We start from the raw sequence: 17,046 nt of genomic DNA on the forward strand, positions 1-17,046 counted from the left end.
TATAAATATTTATCGGCTAAATTTTAACTCGCAGGTAACACAACGCCAGGGGTGGTTAAGTTGATTTATGATACAGCCTCGTTTTTTATAAATTTTTAATGTTACATTATTCTAAACTCAAAAAACACGGGATATTTCATTTTTTAAAAATAACTTAGCCCGTATCAAATATTTCCTGATATTAAAAACCTGCTGCCTCATTAAATTATGTTTGAATCAGTTACCATTAAGGATATTGCCAAGGCTTTAGGTGTGTCAACATCAACGGTATCGAGAGCGCTTAACGGAAGCTACGAAATAGGTACCGAAACCAAAAAGCTTGTCCTTGAGTATGCCGAAAAGATCAACTACAGGCCCAACCCTATTGCTTTAAGCCTTAAAGAGCAAAAAAGCCACTCCATAGGCGTGGTGGTTTGCGAGGTGGCTAATGATTATTTTTCGCAGGCTATTAACGGCATCGAATCCATAGCTTATAACCGGGGGTACCACGTTATCATCACCCAAACGCACGAATCATTTGACAGGGAAAGCGCCAATGTAAAACACTTATTATCCCGGCATGTGGATGGCTTGCTGGTATCATTATCGGCTCAAACAACCGATACATCTCAATATAAATACCTGCTGGATAAAGGTTTTCCTATCGTATTTTTTGACAGGGCAGCCCCTGATCTGAATACCCACAAAGTGATAGCCAATAACTTCCAGGGCTCATTTAATGGCACCGAAGCTTTGATCAATTCGGGTTTTACCAAAATAGCGCACCTTACCAACTCAAACAACCTGCTCATAAGCCACGAGCGCTTTGAAGGCTACAAGGCGGCACTTGATAAACACGGTATCGAGTTCAGGCCCGAATATCTTAAACATTGCAACCATGGCGGCATGATCCATGATGAGGTGGAGATTGTGCTGAAAGAATTGCTGGCATTGGGTGACAAGCCGGAGGCTATTTTTAGTGGCAGCGACAGGCTAACCATCAGCAGTATATCGATCTTAAAAAAATGGGGCTTAAAAGTCCCCGGAGATATCGCGATAGCAGGCTTCACCAATTCGGATGTTGTTGATCTATTTGATCCGCCTTTAACCGTGGTACGCCAGCCGGCCTTTCAGATTGGGCAAATGGCTACGGAGATGTTGATCAAAACCATAGAAAGCAAATGGCCTGTTGAAGAGTTTACCACCGAAAAAGTGGATACGCAGCTGATAGTGAGGGCATCATCGGAGAGGTATTAAGAAGATGAAGAACAACTGAAAATGTTCATGTTTAAACCCCATGTCATTGCGAGGAGCGGCACGGGCAAAAGCATCTGGGGCGACGTGGCAATCTCGTAGCCATGCATATCGGACTGGCATTAGCGACGAGATTGCCGTGTTTCGCTCACAATGACATTTTTTTATTTCAATACCTGCCGCCACCAGCGAATCATGCCTCTATCTAAACAACCGTTACCTTCACACCTTTTTCTTCCAGCATATTGAGCATTGCCGGGCTAATACCGCTATCGGTAATAATTTCGTTGATTTGATCAAGGGCGCAGATCTTCGCCAGGCCCCGCTTACCAAATTTGGTACTATCGGCCAATACAATGGTAGTTTGGGCCGCATTGATCATTTTCTGGTTAAGCCGGGCTTCGGATAAATTAGTAGTAGTCAGCCCTATTTCCGGGTCGATACCATCTACACCTAAAAACAATACACCGCATAACATATCGTCCAGCATCAGTTCGGCATAATTGCCTGTTACCGATGAGGAGGTACTTCGCATTTGCCCGCCCAATTGAACAATATCAACCTGCGGATGCTGTAGAAGCTCGAGCGCTACCGGCAAAGCCGCGGTAACTACCGTAAGATGCCTGTTTGGCTGCATAGCACGGGCAAGGGCAAGCATCGTGGTTCCCGAAGCTATAATCACTGAGTCATTCGCTTCTATCCTTACCGCGGCTTCTGCGGCAATTTTTCTCTTTTCGGGACCATTCAGCTTCTCCTTTTCGGCTACCGGCCTGTCGTTGGCATAAGGGTTTGTTTTGTTTGCACCGCCATGCGTTCTGAAAAGCAGGCTTTTATCCTCCAAAAGTTTCAGGTCCTTTCGGATAGTAACTTCCGAAACACTTAACTGGGTGCTCAGATCCTGTACATTCACAAAGCCGTCGGTATCAACTTTTTGCAGGATAAACTTATGCCGGTCGGTGTTTTTACTCATAGTCGCTAAATTAAAAAGAAAAATTAATTGAAATGGTTGCGAAGCCTTACTATCCTGGCAACTATTCAAATGTAAGCAAACAAATTATTTTTAATTTCATTTAATTTTATTTTATTTCGATTTTATATATTTGAATAAATATCGAAATAAAATGAACTCATTTACAAGAGAAGCGAACCTTAGCCACCTCAACGATACCGAAAAGGTTTGGGACCTAATCATTATAGGAGGTGGAGCTACCGGACTTGGCGCGGCAGTTGATGCAGCCTCGCGTGGTTTCTCTGTATTATTACTGGAACAGGCCGATTTTGCAAAAGGAACGTCGAGCCGTGCTACCAAACTGGTTCATGGTGGGGTACGGTATTTAGCACAGGGCGATATCGGCCTGGTGCGTGAAGCCTTACGCGAACGGGGATTACTATTGAAAAACGCGCCTCATCTTGTAAAAAACGAAAGTTTCATTATCCCCAATTACTCCTGGTGGGACGGTGTTTTTTATACTATCGGCCTCAGCCTTTATGATTTGCTCGCCGGTAAACTAAGCTTTGGCAGAGCAAAGCATATTTCAAAAAAAGACACCATTAAACGTTTGCCCGGCATACAGGAAAAAGGACTTCACGGTGGTGTTGTTTATCATGACGGGCAGTTTGACGATTCGCGACTGGCCATCAACCTGGCACAAACTGCCATTGAACAAGGCGCTACTTTACTGAATTACTTCAAGGTAACCGGGTTAATGAAAGATCCCGCCAATAAAATCACAGGCGTAAAGGCTACTGACATTGAAACCGGCAATGCACTTCAACTAAAAGCGAAAACGGTGATCAATGCAACCGGCGTTTTTGTTGATGACGTGCTTGAAATGGATACCCCCGAGAAGAAGCCCATGGTAAGGCCAAGCCAGGGCGTACACCTTGTGCTCGACCATTCATTTTTACCCGCTGATGATGCCTTGATGATCCCTAAAACGGAAGATGGACGCGTGCTTTTTGCGGTTCCGTGGCATGAGAAATTATTGATAGGCACTACGGATACCCCTATTAACTCGCACAGCCTGGAGCCGGTGGCATTAAACGAGGAAGTAGAATTTATATTAAGAACTGCGGGCAAATACCTCACAAAAGCCCCTACCCGATCAGATGTATTAAGTGTTTTTGCAGGCTTACGGCCCCTTGCCGCCCCACAGGATGGATCGTCAAAAACAAAGGAAATTTCTCGGAGCCATAAACTGATCGTTTCTGCATCCGGCTTAATTACCATAACCGGCGGCAAGTGGACTACCTACCGCAAAATGGCCGAGGATATTGTTGATAAAGCTATTGAAGTTGGCAGGCTTAAAAACGAGCCTTGTAAAACTGCTTCATTAGCTATCCACGGCAGCCGCCCCAACCCCGATCGAACCAACCCCATGTTTGTTTATGGCGTCGATATTGAAAAGATCTTAGCGCTGCAAAATGAAAACCCTGATTGGAGAAACCCTGTTCATCCAAAAAGCAGGTATACCAAAGCTGAGGTGATCTGGTCGGTAAGGAATGAAATGGCGCGCACGGTTGAAGATATACTGGCCCGCCGCACCCGTGTATTATTTTTAGATGCCCGTTTAGCTACTGAAATGGCTCCCGAAGTAGCCCGCCTTATGGCCGGTGAGCTGGGAAAAGATACGGCATGGGAAGCAGCACAGATTAAAGCATTTAACGAAACAGCAAAAAATTATATACTAACACCACATTAAAATAAAATTTAATGTGATATTCAATAAATAAACCAAGGTAAACCAAACCAAATTATGCAGGAATACATTTTAGCGCTCGATCAGGGTACTACCAGCTCACGGGCCATAATTTTTGATCATGCAGGCAAAATTATTGCTTCGGCACAAAAAGAATTTAAGCAGTATTTCCCTAAACCCGGCTGGGTTGAGCACAACCCAAATGAAATTTGGGCAGGCCAGATTGGGGTAGCCGCAGAAGCCATTGCAAAAGCAGGCCTGGGGGGCGGCAATATTAAAGCCATTGGCATAACCAATCAACGCGAAACCACTATAGTTTGGAACCGCAAAACCGGCGAGCCTATTCATAACGCCATTGTTTGGCAGGACAGGCGCACAGCAGCCTTTTGCGATGAGCTAAAACAGGCTGGCCATAGCGAAATGATCCGCGATAAAACCGGCCTGGTAATAGATGCTTACTTTTCCGGCTCAAAAATAAAATGGCTCCTGGACAATGTTGAAGGTGCCAGGGCACAGGCCGAAGCCGGTGAACTGGCTTTTGGCACGGTTGACAGCTGGCTCATCTGGCAGCTAACCCGCAGCGAAGTTCACGCTACCGATGTAACCAATGCCGCCCGTACCATGCTGTTCAATATCCGCACACAACAATGGGACGAGGAGTTGTTACGACTGTTCAATATCCCAAAAAGTATCTTGCCCGAAGTAAAACAATCAAGCGAGCTATATGGACAAACAGCCAATAATTTGTTTGCGCAACGGATCCCGATAGCAGGCATAGCGGGCGATCAGCACGCGGCTTTATTCGGGCAAATGTGTATTGATAAAGCTATGGTTAAAAACACCTATGGCACCGGCTGTTTTATGCTGATGAATATCGGGCATGAGTTTATCAAATCAAAAAACAACCTGCTTACCACCATTGCCTGGAAAATAAACGGCGAAATCACCTATGCTTTTGAAGGCAGCATTTTTATAGGCGGCGCGGTAGTACAATGGCTGCGCGATGGCCTGGGCATTATCAAAACATCCGCTGATGTTGAAAAGCTGGCCACATCAGTAAAAGATACCGCGGGTGTTTATTTTGTGCCTGCTTTTGCAGGCTTGGGCGCCCCCTACTGGGACCCGGAAGTTCGCGGCGCTATTGTTGGCCTAACCCGCGGCGCTACTGCCGCCCATATTTCAAGAGCCGCACTGGCATCAATAGCCTACCAAACCATGGATGTGCTTAAAGCTATGGAGGCTGATGCAGGCATGGAGATAAAAGAATTACGCGTGGATGGCGGCGCAACAGCCAATAACCTGCTGATGCAGTTTCAATCGGATGTATTGAACTGCAAAGTGATCCGGCCCGAAGTTACCGAAACTACGGCACTTGGTGTAGCCTATATGGCCGGGTTGGCTGTAGGCTATTGGAAAGATATAGCCGAAATTCAGCACTTGTGGGCCGCCGAAGCGGAATTTACTCCGGCTGACGATCTTGATGAAGTAAAATCGGGCATTGCGGGTTGGAAACGTGCGGTAAGCACTGCTCAATGCTGGTCAAATTCCGGGCATCCTGTAACAGTTATTTAATATCCATCTTTAAAATATTTTAACATGTCTCCATTTGTAGCCGAACTGATAGGCACCATGCTCTTGATATTATTAGGTGATGGTGTAGTGGCCAACGTAGTTTTAAAAGATACTAAGGGAAATAACAGCGGATGGATAGTAATTACCACTGCCTGGGGATTAGCTGTTTTTGTAGGGGTAGTTGTTGCAGGTCCGTATAGCGGCGCGCACCTTAATCCTGCCGTAACCATAGCACTCGCTATTGCGGGTAAGTTTGCCTGGGCAAACGTTGTGCCCTACATTATTGCCCAATTTGCGGGCGCTTGTATCGGTGCATTTTTAGTTTGGGTAATGTATTATGATCATTTTAAACGCACAAATGATCAGGCCTCGATACTGGCCGTATTTTGTACGGGGCCTGCTGTACGTAATTACGTTTCAAACATCGCCAGCGAAGTGATTGGCGCATTTGTATTGTTGTTTACCATCTTTTACATAGCAGGTGCTGAAATTACTCCTGCTAAAACGCCTATTGGCCTGGGTTCAGTAGGTGCCATCCCTGTAGCATTACTGGTTTGGGTGATAGGCCTGTCATTAGGTGGCACTACAGGCTATGCTATCAACCCAGCCCGTGACCTTGGCCCACGCTTTATGCATATGCTGCTACCGATAAAAGGCAAAGGAACCAGCGATTGGGCTTATGCATGGATCCCGATTATCGGCCCATTGGTTGGGGCTTCCATTGCTGCTTTATTGTATCTTTCAATTAAGCTATAAATCTCATCAAAACAGCATTAGCCTAACGAAGTTTTAAGGGCTTCGTTAGGCTTTAAAAGCTCAGTTAAGCTACTGCAGCTACTGCAACAACGACTTAATCTTGTTAAAGATCTCGGTATTACTATAAACCCCTCTGAAATCCAGGGAATGCGGGCCGTAGCTAAATACCGGAACAGGGGTACCGGTATGATCGTTGGTGCTAAAATCGCCCCATACATAACCGTTGTTGATACTGCCATCAAGCAGGGTTAAGCCGCCTGTTTCATGATCGGCGGTTACAATTACCAGGGTTTCGCCATCTTCATCAGCAAACTTCAGGGCGTCGCCAACTACACGATCGAAGTCGCTATTTTCGGTTATTACTTGTTTCAGGTTATTTGCATGGCCGCCATGGTCTATCTGCGAGCCCTCAATCATCATAAAGAAACCTTTGGGAGCATTTTTGAACGTTTGGGTTACTTTATTAAATGCCAGCGGCAGATAACTCCCCCTGCCTTCCATTTTCGGGCGGGTTACGCTGTCATCCATCAAAGCCAGGATTTTTGGGGCCGAGCTATTCAAAAACTCATCAAAGTTGCGAATTACCGTGTATCCCCTCTTTTTCATTTTATTAACAGGGCTTTCACCATTTACCGGCCAGATAAAATCTTTGTATCCCGAGCCCAGAAAAATATCAATAGGCGATGAAGTAATTTGATTGGCAATGGCCGTAGAGTGGCTCCGTTCCGAGTCGTGCGCATAAAAGGCCGCGGGGGTAGCGTCTGTCAATTCACAGGCCACAATATCGGCAGTCTTTTTGCCTGCTTCGGCGCTGTAATCAGCCAATGATTTCAATGGTTTGCCTGACGGATCAACACCTACTGCCCTGTCGTTAGTTTTTTGGCCCGATGCAAAAGCGGTGGCGCCGGCCGCCGAATCAGTGATATAAGCATCGGCAGAATTAGTTACTGAAAAGCCAATGTTGAGTATCTGGAAAATATTCAACTGGCCTCGGTTGGCGGTATAGGTCGAATAGATCTGCGATAAACCCATACCATCGCCGATACACAAAATGATGTTTTTAACTTTCTTAACCGCGCCGTCCGATTTATAAGTTGGCTTATAAATGCCATACGCTTGTGGCGCGGTATATTCACTTGTTGGCTTCTTGTTCAGGAAATCGCCAAGCTCTTCTATTTTATCGGTGCCAATTACATCAACGCCTAAACGGATTAGCGCCAGCCAACTGCTTTTGGTATCCGGCGTTTCCCAAAAACGCACCTTTTTACCGGAGTTATGTACGCTATCGATGCCCGCTTTTATCCTCGCGATCTCTTCGTTATTCAATACACCTTTACCGTTCCAGTGCATATATTTACCAAACGGAAAGCTTACCATGCCAATCTTTTTCCATTGCGCCGGTGTAAAGCCGTTCATATGGTCAACATCAAACGAGATCCAGGCCGGATAATTGGTCATCTCTGCCGCAGGGGGTACTGCTCCTGTCATAACTATAGATAGCCGTCCCGGGTGACCTTCATAATTAAAATACTGTTCTAACGGTTTCAGTTCTTTGATCACCAAGGGCAATACCGCCTTATGATCTTCCTTAATTTCGATAAGCAGCCTTAAATGGCGCTGTGGGTCGCGTTTAAATTTTTCAATCAGCGGATCGATGTACAAGATCTTTAACGACCGCTTAGCGTCAATCTCCTTTTTATCGTGAGCCACCATCAACTGCCCGTTAACGGCATAACAGTCGGCCTCGATAGAACCGAAACCTTTTTCATAAGCCCTGTAAAAAGGAATGTTGTTTTTGTAATCATTGTGGGAGTGTGCGTCGGCTACGGTGTAGTTTTTAACCTGCGCATTGGCCGTTAAACCAACGTTTGCCAGCAGCGTCGCCAGCGTAATTAGGGTAGTACTTTTTTTCATTTGGTGTAGATATAGCAAAACCGGGCTGAGCCCGGTTTTGTAAGTTTCAATATGTCAATTACCAGCCGGCATTCTGTTTCAGCTGGCCCTGGCTTATCTGGATATCTTTTGGCGGAATTGGCCAAACGTTATCCCTTGCCGGGTCAAAGTTACGAGCTTTCCATACAATTGAGCCATCCGAACCGTGTAACGGTTTTGCGTAAATTGCCTGTGCATCGCCCCAGCGTACCAGGTCAAAGTTACGATCACTCCACTCACCTGCCAATTCAACACGACGTTCGTGTTTGAGGTTTGCCATTGTGGCATTAGTAATCGGAGGCAATCCTGCACGTACACGCACCTGGTTAAGCGCGGCATCACCGTTTTTGCCCTGCATGATCTGCGCTTCGGCTTTAATCAGCAGGATCTCGGCATAACGCAACAATGGTACGTTTAAATCTGTAGAAGGCTCATCGCCGTTAGGACTTACGTGAATGCCGCCTGCATAGCTAAATGGCTCCATATATTTATTAAACTGGTAGCCGGTTAAGCTGTTGCTTTTACCACCAATTGGGTAAGTATAAGTTTGACCGAAATACTGGAAGCTATCGCCTTTTTGCAGGATAGTAGCCGGAAGCCTTTTATCGCCGGCCTCAAACTCGTCAACAAGCTCTTTAGTTGGCTGATAGTAACCAAAACCATTATATAAACCCCAGCCTTTGTTCTCTAACATAGCGCCCGGTAAAATGCTTTGACCATTCAGGTTACTTGCTACCGACCAGATATACTCAGAGCTGTAGTTATTAGCGATCTTAAATACATCCGCATAGTTACTTAGCAAAGCATGTTTTCCGCTGAGGATAACCGAGTCGGCATATTTTTCGGCGTTAGCGTAATCCTTAGCATGCAGGTAAGTTTTAGCCAAATAAGCATAAGCAGCAGTTTTATGAGCACGGCCTTTATCGGCAGCGGCAAGCTTATCAAAGTAAGGCAGTAAAGAAGCTGCCTTTTTCAAATCAGCCTCGATATAAGCGTAGTTATCTTTAACTGAAGGCAATTGCGCCGGGAACGCTAATGGATTGGCGCGATTTTGCAAAGGAGCGCCTTGTTTGTCTGATCCGTATAGATCGGCAATTTCCAGGTGCATTACAGCATGAATAAAGTAAGCCTGGCCCAAAATAAAGTTTTTGGTAGCTGCATCCATGTTGATGTTCGGCACGTTGTTGATCACGTCATTAGCACGTTTCATCACAACAAAGTGCAACTGCCATGGCGCGTAAATACTACTCTCGTTACCGGTACAGATAAAGTTTTTGATATTTTCCCTGTCGGCAGATGTACGGCCAACAACCATGTCATCGCTGGCATTAATGAACCAAAAGAAACCGCGGCCATAAAGGTCTTCGCTGTTACTTTGTTTTTCATACAAACCATTGGCCGCTGCCTGGGCATCATCAGCAGTTTTCCAGAAGTTGGCGGTAGTTGGCGAACCTGCTGGTTTAATATTATCTAAAGTACCTTTTTTACAGCTTTGGGCCAGTGCAATAATCATTACACCCATTAAGCCTTTGCTAATTATATTTTTAAATTTCATCTCTGTATCTCCTTAATTATGGTTCCTGATTTTTTATAAACCTACGTTAACACCTACTAAAATGATCCTTGATTGTGGATACAAGCCTAAATCAACACCATTTTGGTTGATACCAACTTCCGGGTCAAGACCTGTGTATTTGGTAAATGTGGCCAGGTTTTGCGCATTAGCGAAAATTCGGGCACTACGCACACCAATTTTAGTCAATAGTGCTTTTGGTAAGGTATAACCCAGGGTTACATTTTTAATACGCATGTATGAACCGTTCTCTACATAAAAGTCAGATACGTTGCCAAAATTGCCATTTGCATCACTTGCCGACAGACGTGGAATATTAGTGTTGGTATGGCTTGGTGTCCAGGCATTTTTTGCATCAGCCAGCAGGTTATAGTTTTGAATAGATGCATTAAGGCCGGTGTATTTAACTGCATTGAACAATTTATTACCTGCTACACCCTGCAAAAACACACTCATATCAAACGGGCCGTAATTAAAGTTGGCTGTAAAACCATAACTAACTTTAGGAAACGGTGTACCCATGTACGTTTTATCTGCTTCGGTTATCTTACCATCATGGTCCGTATCCACGAACTTAATATCGCCAGGTTTCGCATTTGGCTGAATAAGCGCTCCGGTTGGACCTTTGTAGTTATTCACTTCATCCTGCGATTGGAATAAACCCGCAGTTTTGTAACCAAAGAAAGAATACATCGCGTAACCTTGCTTCAACCAAACAGGCACCAGGCTGCCCCTTACGCTTGGGTCAGCAAGAATGGTTTGTTGGCCAGGTAAAATGTCATCAATTTTATTTTTGATGTATGAACCATTGGCAATGAAATTGTAATGAAGTTCGCCTACGTTACCCTGATATTTGATAGATAGCTCAATACCTTTATTCTGGATCTTTCCACCATTAACATACGGCGGGTTTGATACACCATAAACAGCTGCAACTGGTGGATGAAATATAAAATGAGTATTTGTTTTTACAAATGCATCAGCTGTAACATTCAGCTTGCCGTTCATCAGGCCTAAATCAACACCAACGTTGGTTTGTGCTGCTTTTTCCCAAATGAGATCAAGATTAGCTAAACCATCAACAGCTGCACCGGTAACTCCTGTAGCTGGGTTTCCGAGATATCCGGATGTTTTTGACACACTAACCGAAGTAGGGAAGTAGGTATTAAGCCCTGCAAGGTTACCTGATTGACCGTAACTTGCCCTTATTTTGGCAAAAGACACTAAGCCGTCTTTAGGGAAAAAATCTTCTTTGCTAACTATCCAACCACCGGAAACCCCCGGGTAGTTTTCAACTCTGTGCTGCGCTGCGATGCTTGAAGTAGCGTCACGACGAAATATCCCATTAATAAAATATTTTCCTTCAAAATCGTATCCTACCCTTCCAATGTAAGAAATTAAACCCTGCTCAGATTTTGCTCCCTGTAATGGCAAACCTGTAGGATTAAGTGTGCCATTAATGATATAACGAACCGCTGGATCTTCGCTCTGATAATTATCAGTATTAACGCTGAAAAACTCGTTCATATCATCCTGATAAGTATAACCTGCCAATGCCGATATGTGATGTTTTTCGCCAAATGTTCTGTCGAAGTTTAAAGTTTGTTCGGCGAGAATGGTACGCGAGTTGTTCTGCTCCTGGAACAGGAAGTTGTCAAAAAACTTTTTACCCGGCTCCAATATCCTTGTGCTGAAGTTTTTGATAGTTTCTGAGTTTTTGGTAATACCTAAATTTGAGCGGAATTTTAAGCCTTTGATCAGGTTTATTTCAACATAAGGGTTAACGTTGAAGCTGCTTACACCATCACTGTTATCTAAACGTTTCAGGTAAGCAACCGGGTTAATTACGTCGCCGTAAGAACCCGCGTAGTCAGCCGGCACACCGCCAAAACTACCATCGGCATTGTAAATAGAAGCGTTTGGCGGATAAAATATAGCTGATAAAATAGCACCGGTATAAGCGCTTGTTGTGTTAGCGCCCTGGCCATTATTGTAAGAGTAGGACATACTTTCACCAATTTTTAACCAGTTGTTGATTTGGTGATCAGAGTTTACGCGGAAGTTATAACGAATAGCATTGGTATTTAAAAGAATTGCGTCGTTTTTTCGATAACCGCCCGAAATGTAAAAAGTAGATTTTTCGCTGCCTCCGCCGATGTTCAGGTTATAATCCTGGATGTAGCCTGTCCTAAACAAGGCGTCAGTCCAGTTAGTACGGGTGATGCGCGAATCGGGATTTACAGTAGCATCAAAGGCCGGCAAACGCTTTTTGCCTGCATTATCATAAGCAGTGTTGATCGCATCTGCATAATCAGCGGCATTTAAGGCCTGTAATATTTTCAAGGCGTTTTGTACGCCGCCTTTTGCGGTAATATCTAAATTGGTTTTACCTTGTTTACCGCGTTTGGTTGTGATCAGTATTACGCCACCGGCAGCTTTGGCACCGTAGATGGCGGCGTATGAATCTTTCAATACGTCAATTGATTCGATATCGGCCGGGTCAATAGGGCCACCATTATAAACGGTTCCATCAACCACAATCAGCGGGCCTTCAGTATTAAAAGAGCTTTGACCGCGTAGCCTGATGCTTGGGCCCGAAGTTGGATCGCCGCCCTCGTTTAGTACAGTAACACCTGCAATTTGTCCCTGCAGCATTTCGGTCACCGAACCTACCGAACGATCTTTAACATTACTAACTTTTAACGAACCTACCGAACCGGTTACATCGGTATTTTTTTGAGTACCGTAACCTACCACTACTACGGCATTTAAACCCGTAACGTCGGCCTCCAAAGTAATGCTAAGCGGCGATTGACCGGCAGTAACTTCGCGGCTTTTGTAGCCGATAAAGCTAAAAACCAGCACCTCGCCCTTTTCAACAGTAATTTTAAAATTACCATTAACATCGGTTGAGGTAGCGGCAGTTGAAGTTTTGCTGCGTACAGCCACGCCGGCCAGCGGACCGTCTTTATCGGTCACTGTTCCGGTCACCGTAATTTTTTCGGGTGCACGTACCACCTTTTTGTGCGAGATGATAATAGTGCCGTACTTTTCGCGGTACTCCAATTGCGTATTGGCAGTTAAAGCGTTAAGCACATCTTTTAATGGTTTGTTAACAAATGAATTTGCCTTTACTTTTACCACGGCCACATCATCCATCTTGTAGTTAAATGCAACGGTATTTACCGCTTTTTTGAGTTTCTCGAGCGAGGCGTCCATGGTTTCATCGGCAAACTTTACGGTTACCGGCTGATCCATCAGCGACACACTACGCTCGGCGAAGGCGCGTGAGGGCAATACTGCCGTCAGGGTTGTTACCAGCAACAAAATTGCTGAGATTAATCTTCTTGAAATCCGGGTTAAAGATTTTTCCATACATTTGTTTTTAAAGTGATTAGTAACTGCCTGTTGGCTTTTAGTTTTGGCAGCTACACTTAATTGAGCCAGTGCCTGTTGGAGCAGGCATTGGTTTTCCTTTTATATTGTTATTTAATATTTACTGTATCTCCGTTTAACTTATACTTTCGGCCATCAATAAACTGAAGTATATCCAGCACCTGCCTGATATTCAACTTATTTGAAAACCTTACCGAGTAGTGCTGCTGCGCCAGCCGTTTTTCATTGTATTTAAAATTCACGCTGTAGCGGTTTTGCAGGTAAACGGTGATCTCCTTAAATGACGCATTATCCAGTATCAACTCCTCATGCATCCAGCTTAGGGAATGATCGGCCATTAGTTCCTGGTGTGTAAAGCTTTCATGCTGTTTATTATAGGTTAGCTGCTGCCTCGGTGTATAAAAACCCAATGTATGACGCTGATCATGCACCTCAACCTTGCCGCTGTTCACATAAACCTGCAGGTCGGGCAGCTCTTTATAAAATTTGATATTGAACGATGTACCAAGCACCTGAGTAGTAACCTTAGCGGTGTGCACCATAAAGGGCCTTTTAATATCATGCTTCACATCAAAAAAGGCTTCTCCATTTATCAGCGTTACTTCTCTTTTTGAATCGCCAAAGCTAACCGGGAATTTTAATGATGTACCCGCGTTTAACTGAACAGTTGAGCTATCTGGCAGCATTACCTGTTTCATGCAGCCTTTAGGAGCGGTGATTACCTGGTAAGCAATTTGCTCATTTTTGTGGGTGGCTAATTTTGAGTAGAACAGTCCGGCACATACAGCTACCAAAACAGCAGCGGCAACTTTCAACCAGGTGGTATTTAGCCTGCGGATTTTACCTCTTTCTATGGTTTGTTTTTCTATCCGCTCCCAAAGCGGTTGCTTAAGGGCTTTAACATTGTCGCCGGTTTTGGCATCCGTGTCAAGGTTATGCATCAGTTGTTGTAAAAGCTGCAATTCCTCGTCGGTACATTTGCCGGCGTTAAACTTATTGAGTAGTTTTTTTATTTCTCTTTGATTCACCTAACAGGGGCTTTATACCTGATAAGTGACCCGAGACGGAGGAGTGTACTATAACTTTTTGAAAAAAATTATCAACAGCAAAAATCTGCTGTAATTATCAAAGGGGATGACATCGTAATACTTCTGAACAGATTTCTTCAACCTGCTTAAAGCATTACTAATTTGGTTGCGCACGGTTTGATGCGATAAGCCTAAAAATTCGGCTATTTGCGGGCCGGTCATATCCTGCTCGCGGCTACACAAATAAACCTGTCGCATTTTCTCGGGCATATCCGCTATTTCCTGGTCTATCAAAAAGTGCAATTCGGCAAGGGAAAGTTTTTGATCGGTGCTGTGTTCATAAGTTTCCTGTATTTCGGAAACATCATCTAATGGCCGTGGTTTGATGCTTTGCTTTTTGTACCACTTATAGCTCATGTAGTTAACAGAAACCATGAGGTAGGCTTCAAGCGCTCCATTTACCTGGATGGTATTACGATTTTTCCATATGGAGAGGAACAGCTCCTGTACCATATCCATCGCTTCATCCTCGTTTTGGGTTTTCTTTAACGCGAAGGCAATCAACCTATCCGCATAACGCTCATAAATTTCCTGGAATGCACCATCGTTACCGCCCTGCAGTTCAAGTAGAAGTTGTGCATCCGAATATTGTTTCACAAGGGGTATTTTTATGGCATCAAAGTAACGGCACTAATGTTAAGCTAAATTTAAATATATATTAATGCTTTAGAAAACACAGGCTAATAATTGGCACTATTTTTTAAAAATAGATTTTGCCCCCAAAATAACTTTTATTTCTCAAACAAACCTATACCTTTGTAATTCATCTGATGATTTACACAAATGAGTAAAATTATTAAAAGGTCGCTGGCTGAAGAGATTGCTGAGAAACTGAAGGAGCAGATTGCCGGAGGAAGGTATCAAATAAATGATAAACTACCAACCGAACCGGAGCTTATGACCGAGTTTGGTGTTGGCCGCTCAAGCATTCGCGAAGCAACAAAAAGCCTGGTACAATCAGGCCTGCTTAGGATCCAGCAGGGTGCGGGTACTTTTGTAGAGCGCAGTACTGTTAATCCGGAGCCAATGGAAGCCCGTATTAAACGCGCCCGGTCACAGGACCTTGACGAAGTGAGACAGTTACTGGAGATGAAAATAGCCGAGAAAGCTGCTATAAACCGCTCGCAAAAAGATATTTTTAACATGAAAAGCCATTTAGAAACCCGAAACAGAACTGCCGAAGCCGGGCTATTGGAAGAGTGTATTGACGCTGATGTTAAATTTCACATCGCTATTGCCGAAGCATCAAAAAACGAGATCCTGAGCGATCTATATAAAACGGCAGCCGTACATTTAAAAAACTGGTTCACTGAAATCCACCCTGATACGCGCATTTTTATCGAAACTCAGCACCTGCACGAAAAGCTCCTGAAAAACATTCTCGATTGCGATTCGAAACAGGCCTGGAATACCGTTATCGAAATTCATCAATATTAAAAAATTTCATCAAATTCATCTGATGATATAATGTTTTATAATTTAATCTGTCGCTAATGGAATCTACATCGCCAACAACTATTATCCCCGAACCTAAAAAATTGGTTCAGCAAACAGTGTATTCAATTTTGTTTACAATAAGCCTTGCACACTTTATCAATGATATGCTGCAATCGGTTATACCGTCCATATACCCGCTTATCAAACAACGGTTTAGTCTTAATTTTACTCAAATAGGGCTAATCACCTTCACCTATCAAATTACCGCTTCTATTTTGCAGCCATTTGTAGGCCTTTATACCGATAAAAAACCCAAACCATATTCATTGGCAATTGGCATGGGTTTCACTCTATCCGGACTGATGCTTGCCTCTTTTGCCGGCAACTTTTCTATTATGCTGATGGCCGTAAGTCTTATTGGTATTGGCTCATCCATATTTCACCCGGAGTCATCCCGGGTGGCACATTTAGCATCGGGAGGAAAAAAAGGACTGGCTCAATCTATTTTTCAGCTGGGTGGTAATGCCGGCAGCGCAATTGGACCGCTGCTTGCAGCTCTTATCGTGATCCCTTACGGACAATCAAACGTGATCTGGTTTTGCCTTATCGCCTTCGCCGGAATTTTGGTACTGCTGCGGATAGCCAAATGGTATGCCGAACGTCTGAGCATAAACGCAAAAAACAAAAATGCCAAAGAACCCACCCTTCTGAACATTTCCAAAAGACGGGTAATATTCTCCCTGGGTATTTTGCTTGTGCTTATATTCTCCAAATATTTTTACCTGGCCAGCATCACCAGCTATTATACTTTCTTCCTGATCAATAAGTTCCACTTAAGCATTCAGCAATCACAAATTTATTTGTTTATGTTTTTAGGATCCGTAGCAGCCGGAACTCTTTTTGGCGGACCATTGGGTGATCGCTTTGGCCGTAAATACATCATCTGGATTTCGATATTGGGTGTAGCGCCCTTTACCATGCTCCTACCCTACGTGTCATTGTTTTGGACCGGTGTTTTATCTGTGTTTATAGGCCTGATCCTTTCATCAGCCTTTTCGGCTATTTTAGTTTATGCTACAGAACTGGTTCCGGGAAAGGTAGGTTTAATAGCGGGCTTATTCTTCGGCCTGGCTTTTGGCATGGGCGGTTTAGGATCGGCTATATTGGGTAAAGTTGCTGATATGACCAGTATCAACTATGTGTTCAAGATTTGTGCTTATTTGCCGCTGATAGGTATTTTCACTGGTTTGCTACCTAATATTGAAGGGAAGAGGGCGGTGAAGGGTTAAACAAAACAACATAGGCTAATTCAATGCGTCATTGCGAGGAACGAAGCAATCCCCTATTAGCAGAGCAGCTA

At 44.1% G+C, this 17,046-nt stretch carries 12 protein-coding genes; 6 read left to right on the top strand and 6 right to left on the bottom strand.

Features of this window, described 5'->3' with window-relative positions; translation table 11 throughout:
- Positions 1 to 207 precede the first annotated feature (207 nt).
- Positions 208 to 1,236: a LacI family DNA-binding transcriptional regulator gene (locus tag ACP26M_RS11875; protein ID WP_426589088.1), complete on the top strand. Its 1,029-nt coding sequence runs from the start codon at positions 208 to 210 to the stop codon at positions 1,234 to 1,236.
- A gap of 202 nt (positions 1,237 to 1,438) precedes the next feature.
- Here ACP26M_RS11875 and ACP26M_RS11880 read toward each other — a convergent pair whose 3' ends face one another.
- On the bottom strand, positions 1,439 to 2,203 hold the full coding sequence (locus ACP26M_RS11880; RefSeq protein ID WP_426589090.1) for a DeoR/GlpR family DNA-binding transcription regulator: 765 nt from the start codon (positions 2,201 to 2,203) through the stop codon (positions 1,439 to 1,441).
- A gap of 151 nt (positions 2,204 to 2,354) precedes the next feature.
- Here ACP26M_RS11880 and ACP26M_RS11885 point away from each other — a divergent pair, with 151 nt between their 5' ends.
- From ACP26M_RS11885 to ACP26M_RS11895, 3 genes are read left to right on the top strand one after another with little or no spacing between them, the layout of a single operon-like run.
- Positions 2,355 to 3,935, top strand: coding sequence for a glycerol-3-phosphate dehydrogenase/oxidase (locus ACP26M_RS11885; RefSeq protein WP_426589092.1), 1,581 nt, complete (start codon positions 2,355 to 2,357; stop codon positions 3,933 to 3,935).
- Between the two features lie 54 nt (positions 3,936 to 3,989).
- Positions 3,990 to 5,504, top strand: a complete 1,515-nt coding sequence (glpK, locus tag ACP26M_RS11890; RefSeq protein ID WP_426589094.1) for a glycerol kinase GlpK — start codon at positions 3,990 to 3,992, stop codon at positions 5,502 to 5,504.
- Between the two features lie 24 nt (positions 5,505 to 5,528).
- Positions 5,529 to 6,260, top strand: coding sequence for an MIP/aquaporin family protein (locus tag ACP26M_RS11895; RefSeq protein WP_090524686.1), 732 nt, complete (start codon positions 5,529 to 5,531; stop codon positions 6,258 to 6,260).
- Positions 6,261 to 6,338: 78 nt separating this feature from the next.
- Here the strand turns inward: ACP26M_RS11895 and ACP26M_RS11900 are convergent, their stop codons facing one another.
- The 5 genes from ACP26M_RS11900 to ACP26M_RS11920 all read right to left on the bottom strand — a co-directional run bounded on the left by ACP26M_RS11900 (position 6,339) and on the right by ACP26M_RS11920 (position 14,846).
- Entirely contained in the window at positions 6,339 to 8,174 is a 1,836-nt protein-coding gene (locus ACP26M_RS11900; RefSeq protein ID WP_426589097.1) for an alkaline phosphatase, read from the bottom strand.
- A gap of 58 nt (positions 8,175 to 8,232) precedes the next feature.
- Entirely contained in the window at positions 8,233 to 9,747 is a 1,515-nt protein-coding gene (locus ACP26M_RS11905; RefSeq protein WP_426589099.1) for a RagB/SusD family nutrient uptake outer membrane protein, read from the bottom strand.
- A 33-nt stretch (positions 9,748 to 9,780) separates the two neighbouring features.
- Entirely contained in the window at positions 9,781 to 13,140 is a 3,360-nt protein-coding gene (locus ACP26M_RS11910) for a SusC/RagA family TonB-linked outer membrane protein (RefSeq protein WP_426589101.1), read from the bottom strand.
- A 110-nt stretch (positions 13,141 to 13,250) separates the two neighbouring features.
- Positions 13,251 to 14,189, bottom strand: coding sequence for a FecR family protein (locus ACP26M_RS11915; RefSeq protein WP_176623923.1), 939 nt, complete (start codon positions 14,187 to 14,189; stop codon positions 13,251 to 13,253).
- 48 nt (positions 14,190 to 14,237) lie between these two features.
- The gene (locus ACP26M_RS11920; RefSeq protein ID WP_176623921.1) at positions 14,238 to 14,846 is read right to left on the bottom strand and encodes an RNA polymerase sigma factor; all 609 of its coding nucleotides are present in this window, start codon (positions 14,844 to 14,846) and stop codon (positions 14,238 to 14,240) included.
- A gap of 186 nt (positions 14,847 to 15,032) precedes the next feature.
- On the opposite strand from ACP26M_RS11920, the gene ACP26M_RS11925 reads away from it, so the two are divergent.
- Both ACP26M_RS11925 and ACP26M_RS11930 read left to right on the top strand, forming a co-directional pair.
- Positions 15,033 to 15,686 carry a FadR/GntR family transcriptional regulator gene (locus tag ACP26M_RS11925; protein ID WP_176623919.1) on the top strand — a complete coding sequence of 218 codons (654 nt, stop codon included), beginning with the start codon at positions 15,033 to 15,035 and terminating at the stop codon, positions 15,684 to 15,686.
- Between the two features lie 56 nt (positions 15,687 to 15,742).
- Positions 15,743 to 16,975: an MFS transporter gene (locus tag ACP26M_RS11930; RefSeq protein WP_426589104.1), complete on the top strand. Its 1,233-nt coding sequence runs from the start codon at positions 15,743 to 15,745 to the stop codon at positions 16,973 to 16,975.
- The last annotated feature ends 71 nt before the right edge of the window (positions 16,976 to 17,046 follow it).

Source organism: Mucilaginibacter sp. R-33 (assembly GCF_049949235.1).
Lineage (GTDB): Bacteria > Bacteroidota > Bacteroidia > Sphingobacteriales > Sphingobacteriaceae > Mucilaginibacter.

Bases quoted from the DNA above. Each gene is read 5' to 3' on its own strand.
- ACP26M_RS11895 (WP_090524686.1), top strand. From the start codon at position 5,529: ATGTCTCCATTTGTAGCCGAACTGATAGGCACCATGCTCTTGATATTA.
- glpK (WP_426589094.1), top strand. From the start codon at position 3,990: ATGCAGGAATACATTTTAGCGCTCGATCAGGGTACTACCAGCTCACGG.
- ACP26M_RS11900 (WP_426589097.1), bottom strand. From the start codon at position 8,174: ATGAAAAAAAGTACTACCCTAATTACGCTGGCGACGCTGCTGGCAAAC.
- ACP26M_RS11930 (WP_426589104.1), top strand. From the start codon at position 15,743: ATGGAATCTACATCGCCAACAACTATTATCCCCGAACCTAAAAAATTG.
- ACP26M_RS11875 (WP_426589088.1), top strand. From the start codon at position 208: ATGTTTGAATCAGTTACCATTAAGGATATTGCCAAGGCTTTAGGTGTG.
- ACP26M_RS11910 (WP_426589101.1), bottom strand. From the start codon at position 13,140: ATGGAAAAATCTTTAACCCGGATTTCAAGAAGATTAATCTCAGCAATT.
- ACP26M_RS11905 (WP_426589099.1), bottom strand. From the start codon at position 9,747: ATGAAATTTAAAAATATAATTAGCAAAGGCTTAATGGGTGTAATGATT.
- ACP26M_RS11880 (WP_426589090.1), bottom strand. From the start codon at position 2,203: ATGAGTAAAAACACCGACCGGCATAAGTTTATCCTGCAAAAAGTTGAT.
- ACP26M_RS11885 (WP_426589092.1), top strand. From the start codon at position 2,355: ATGAACTCATTTACAAGAGAAGCGAACCTTAGCCACCTCAACGATACC.
- ACP26M_RS11925 (WP_176623919.1), top strand. From the start codon at position 15,033: ATGAGTAAAATTATTAAAAGGTCGCTGGCTGAAGAGATTGCTGAGAAA.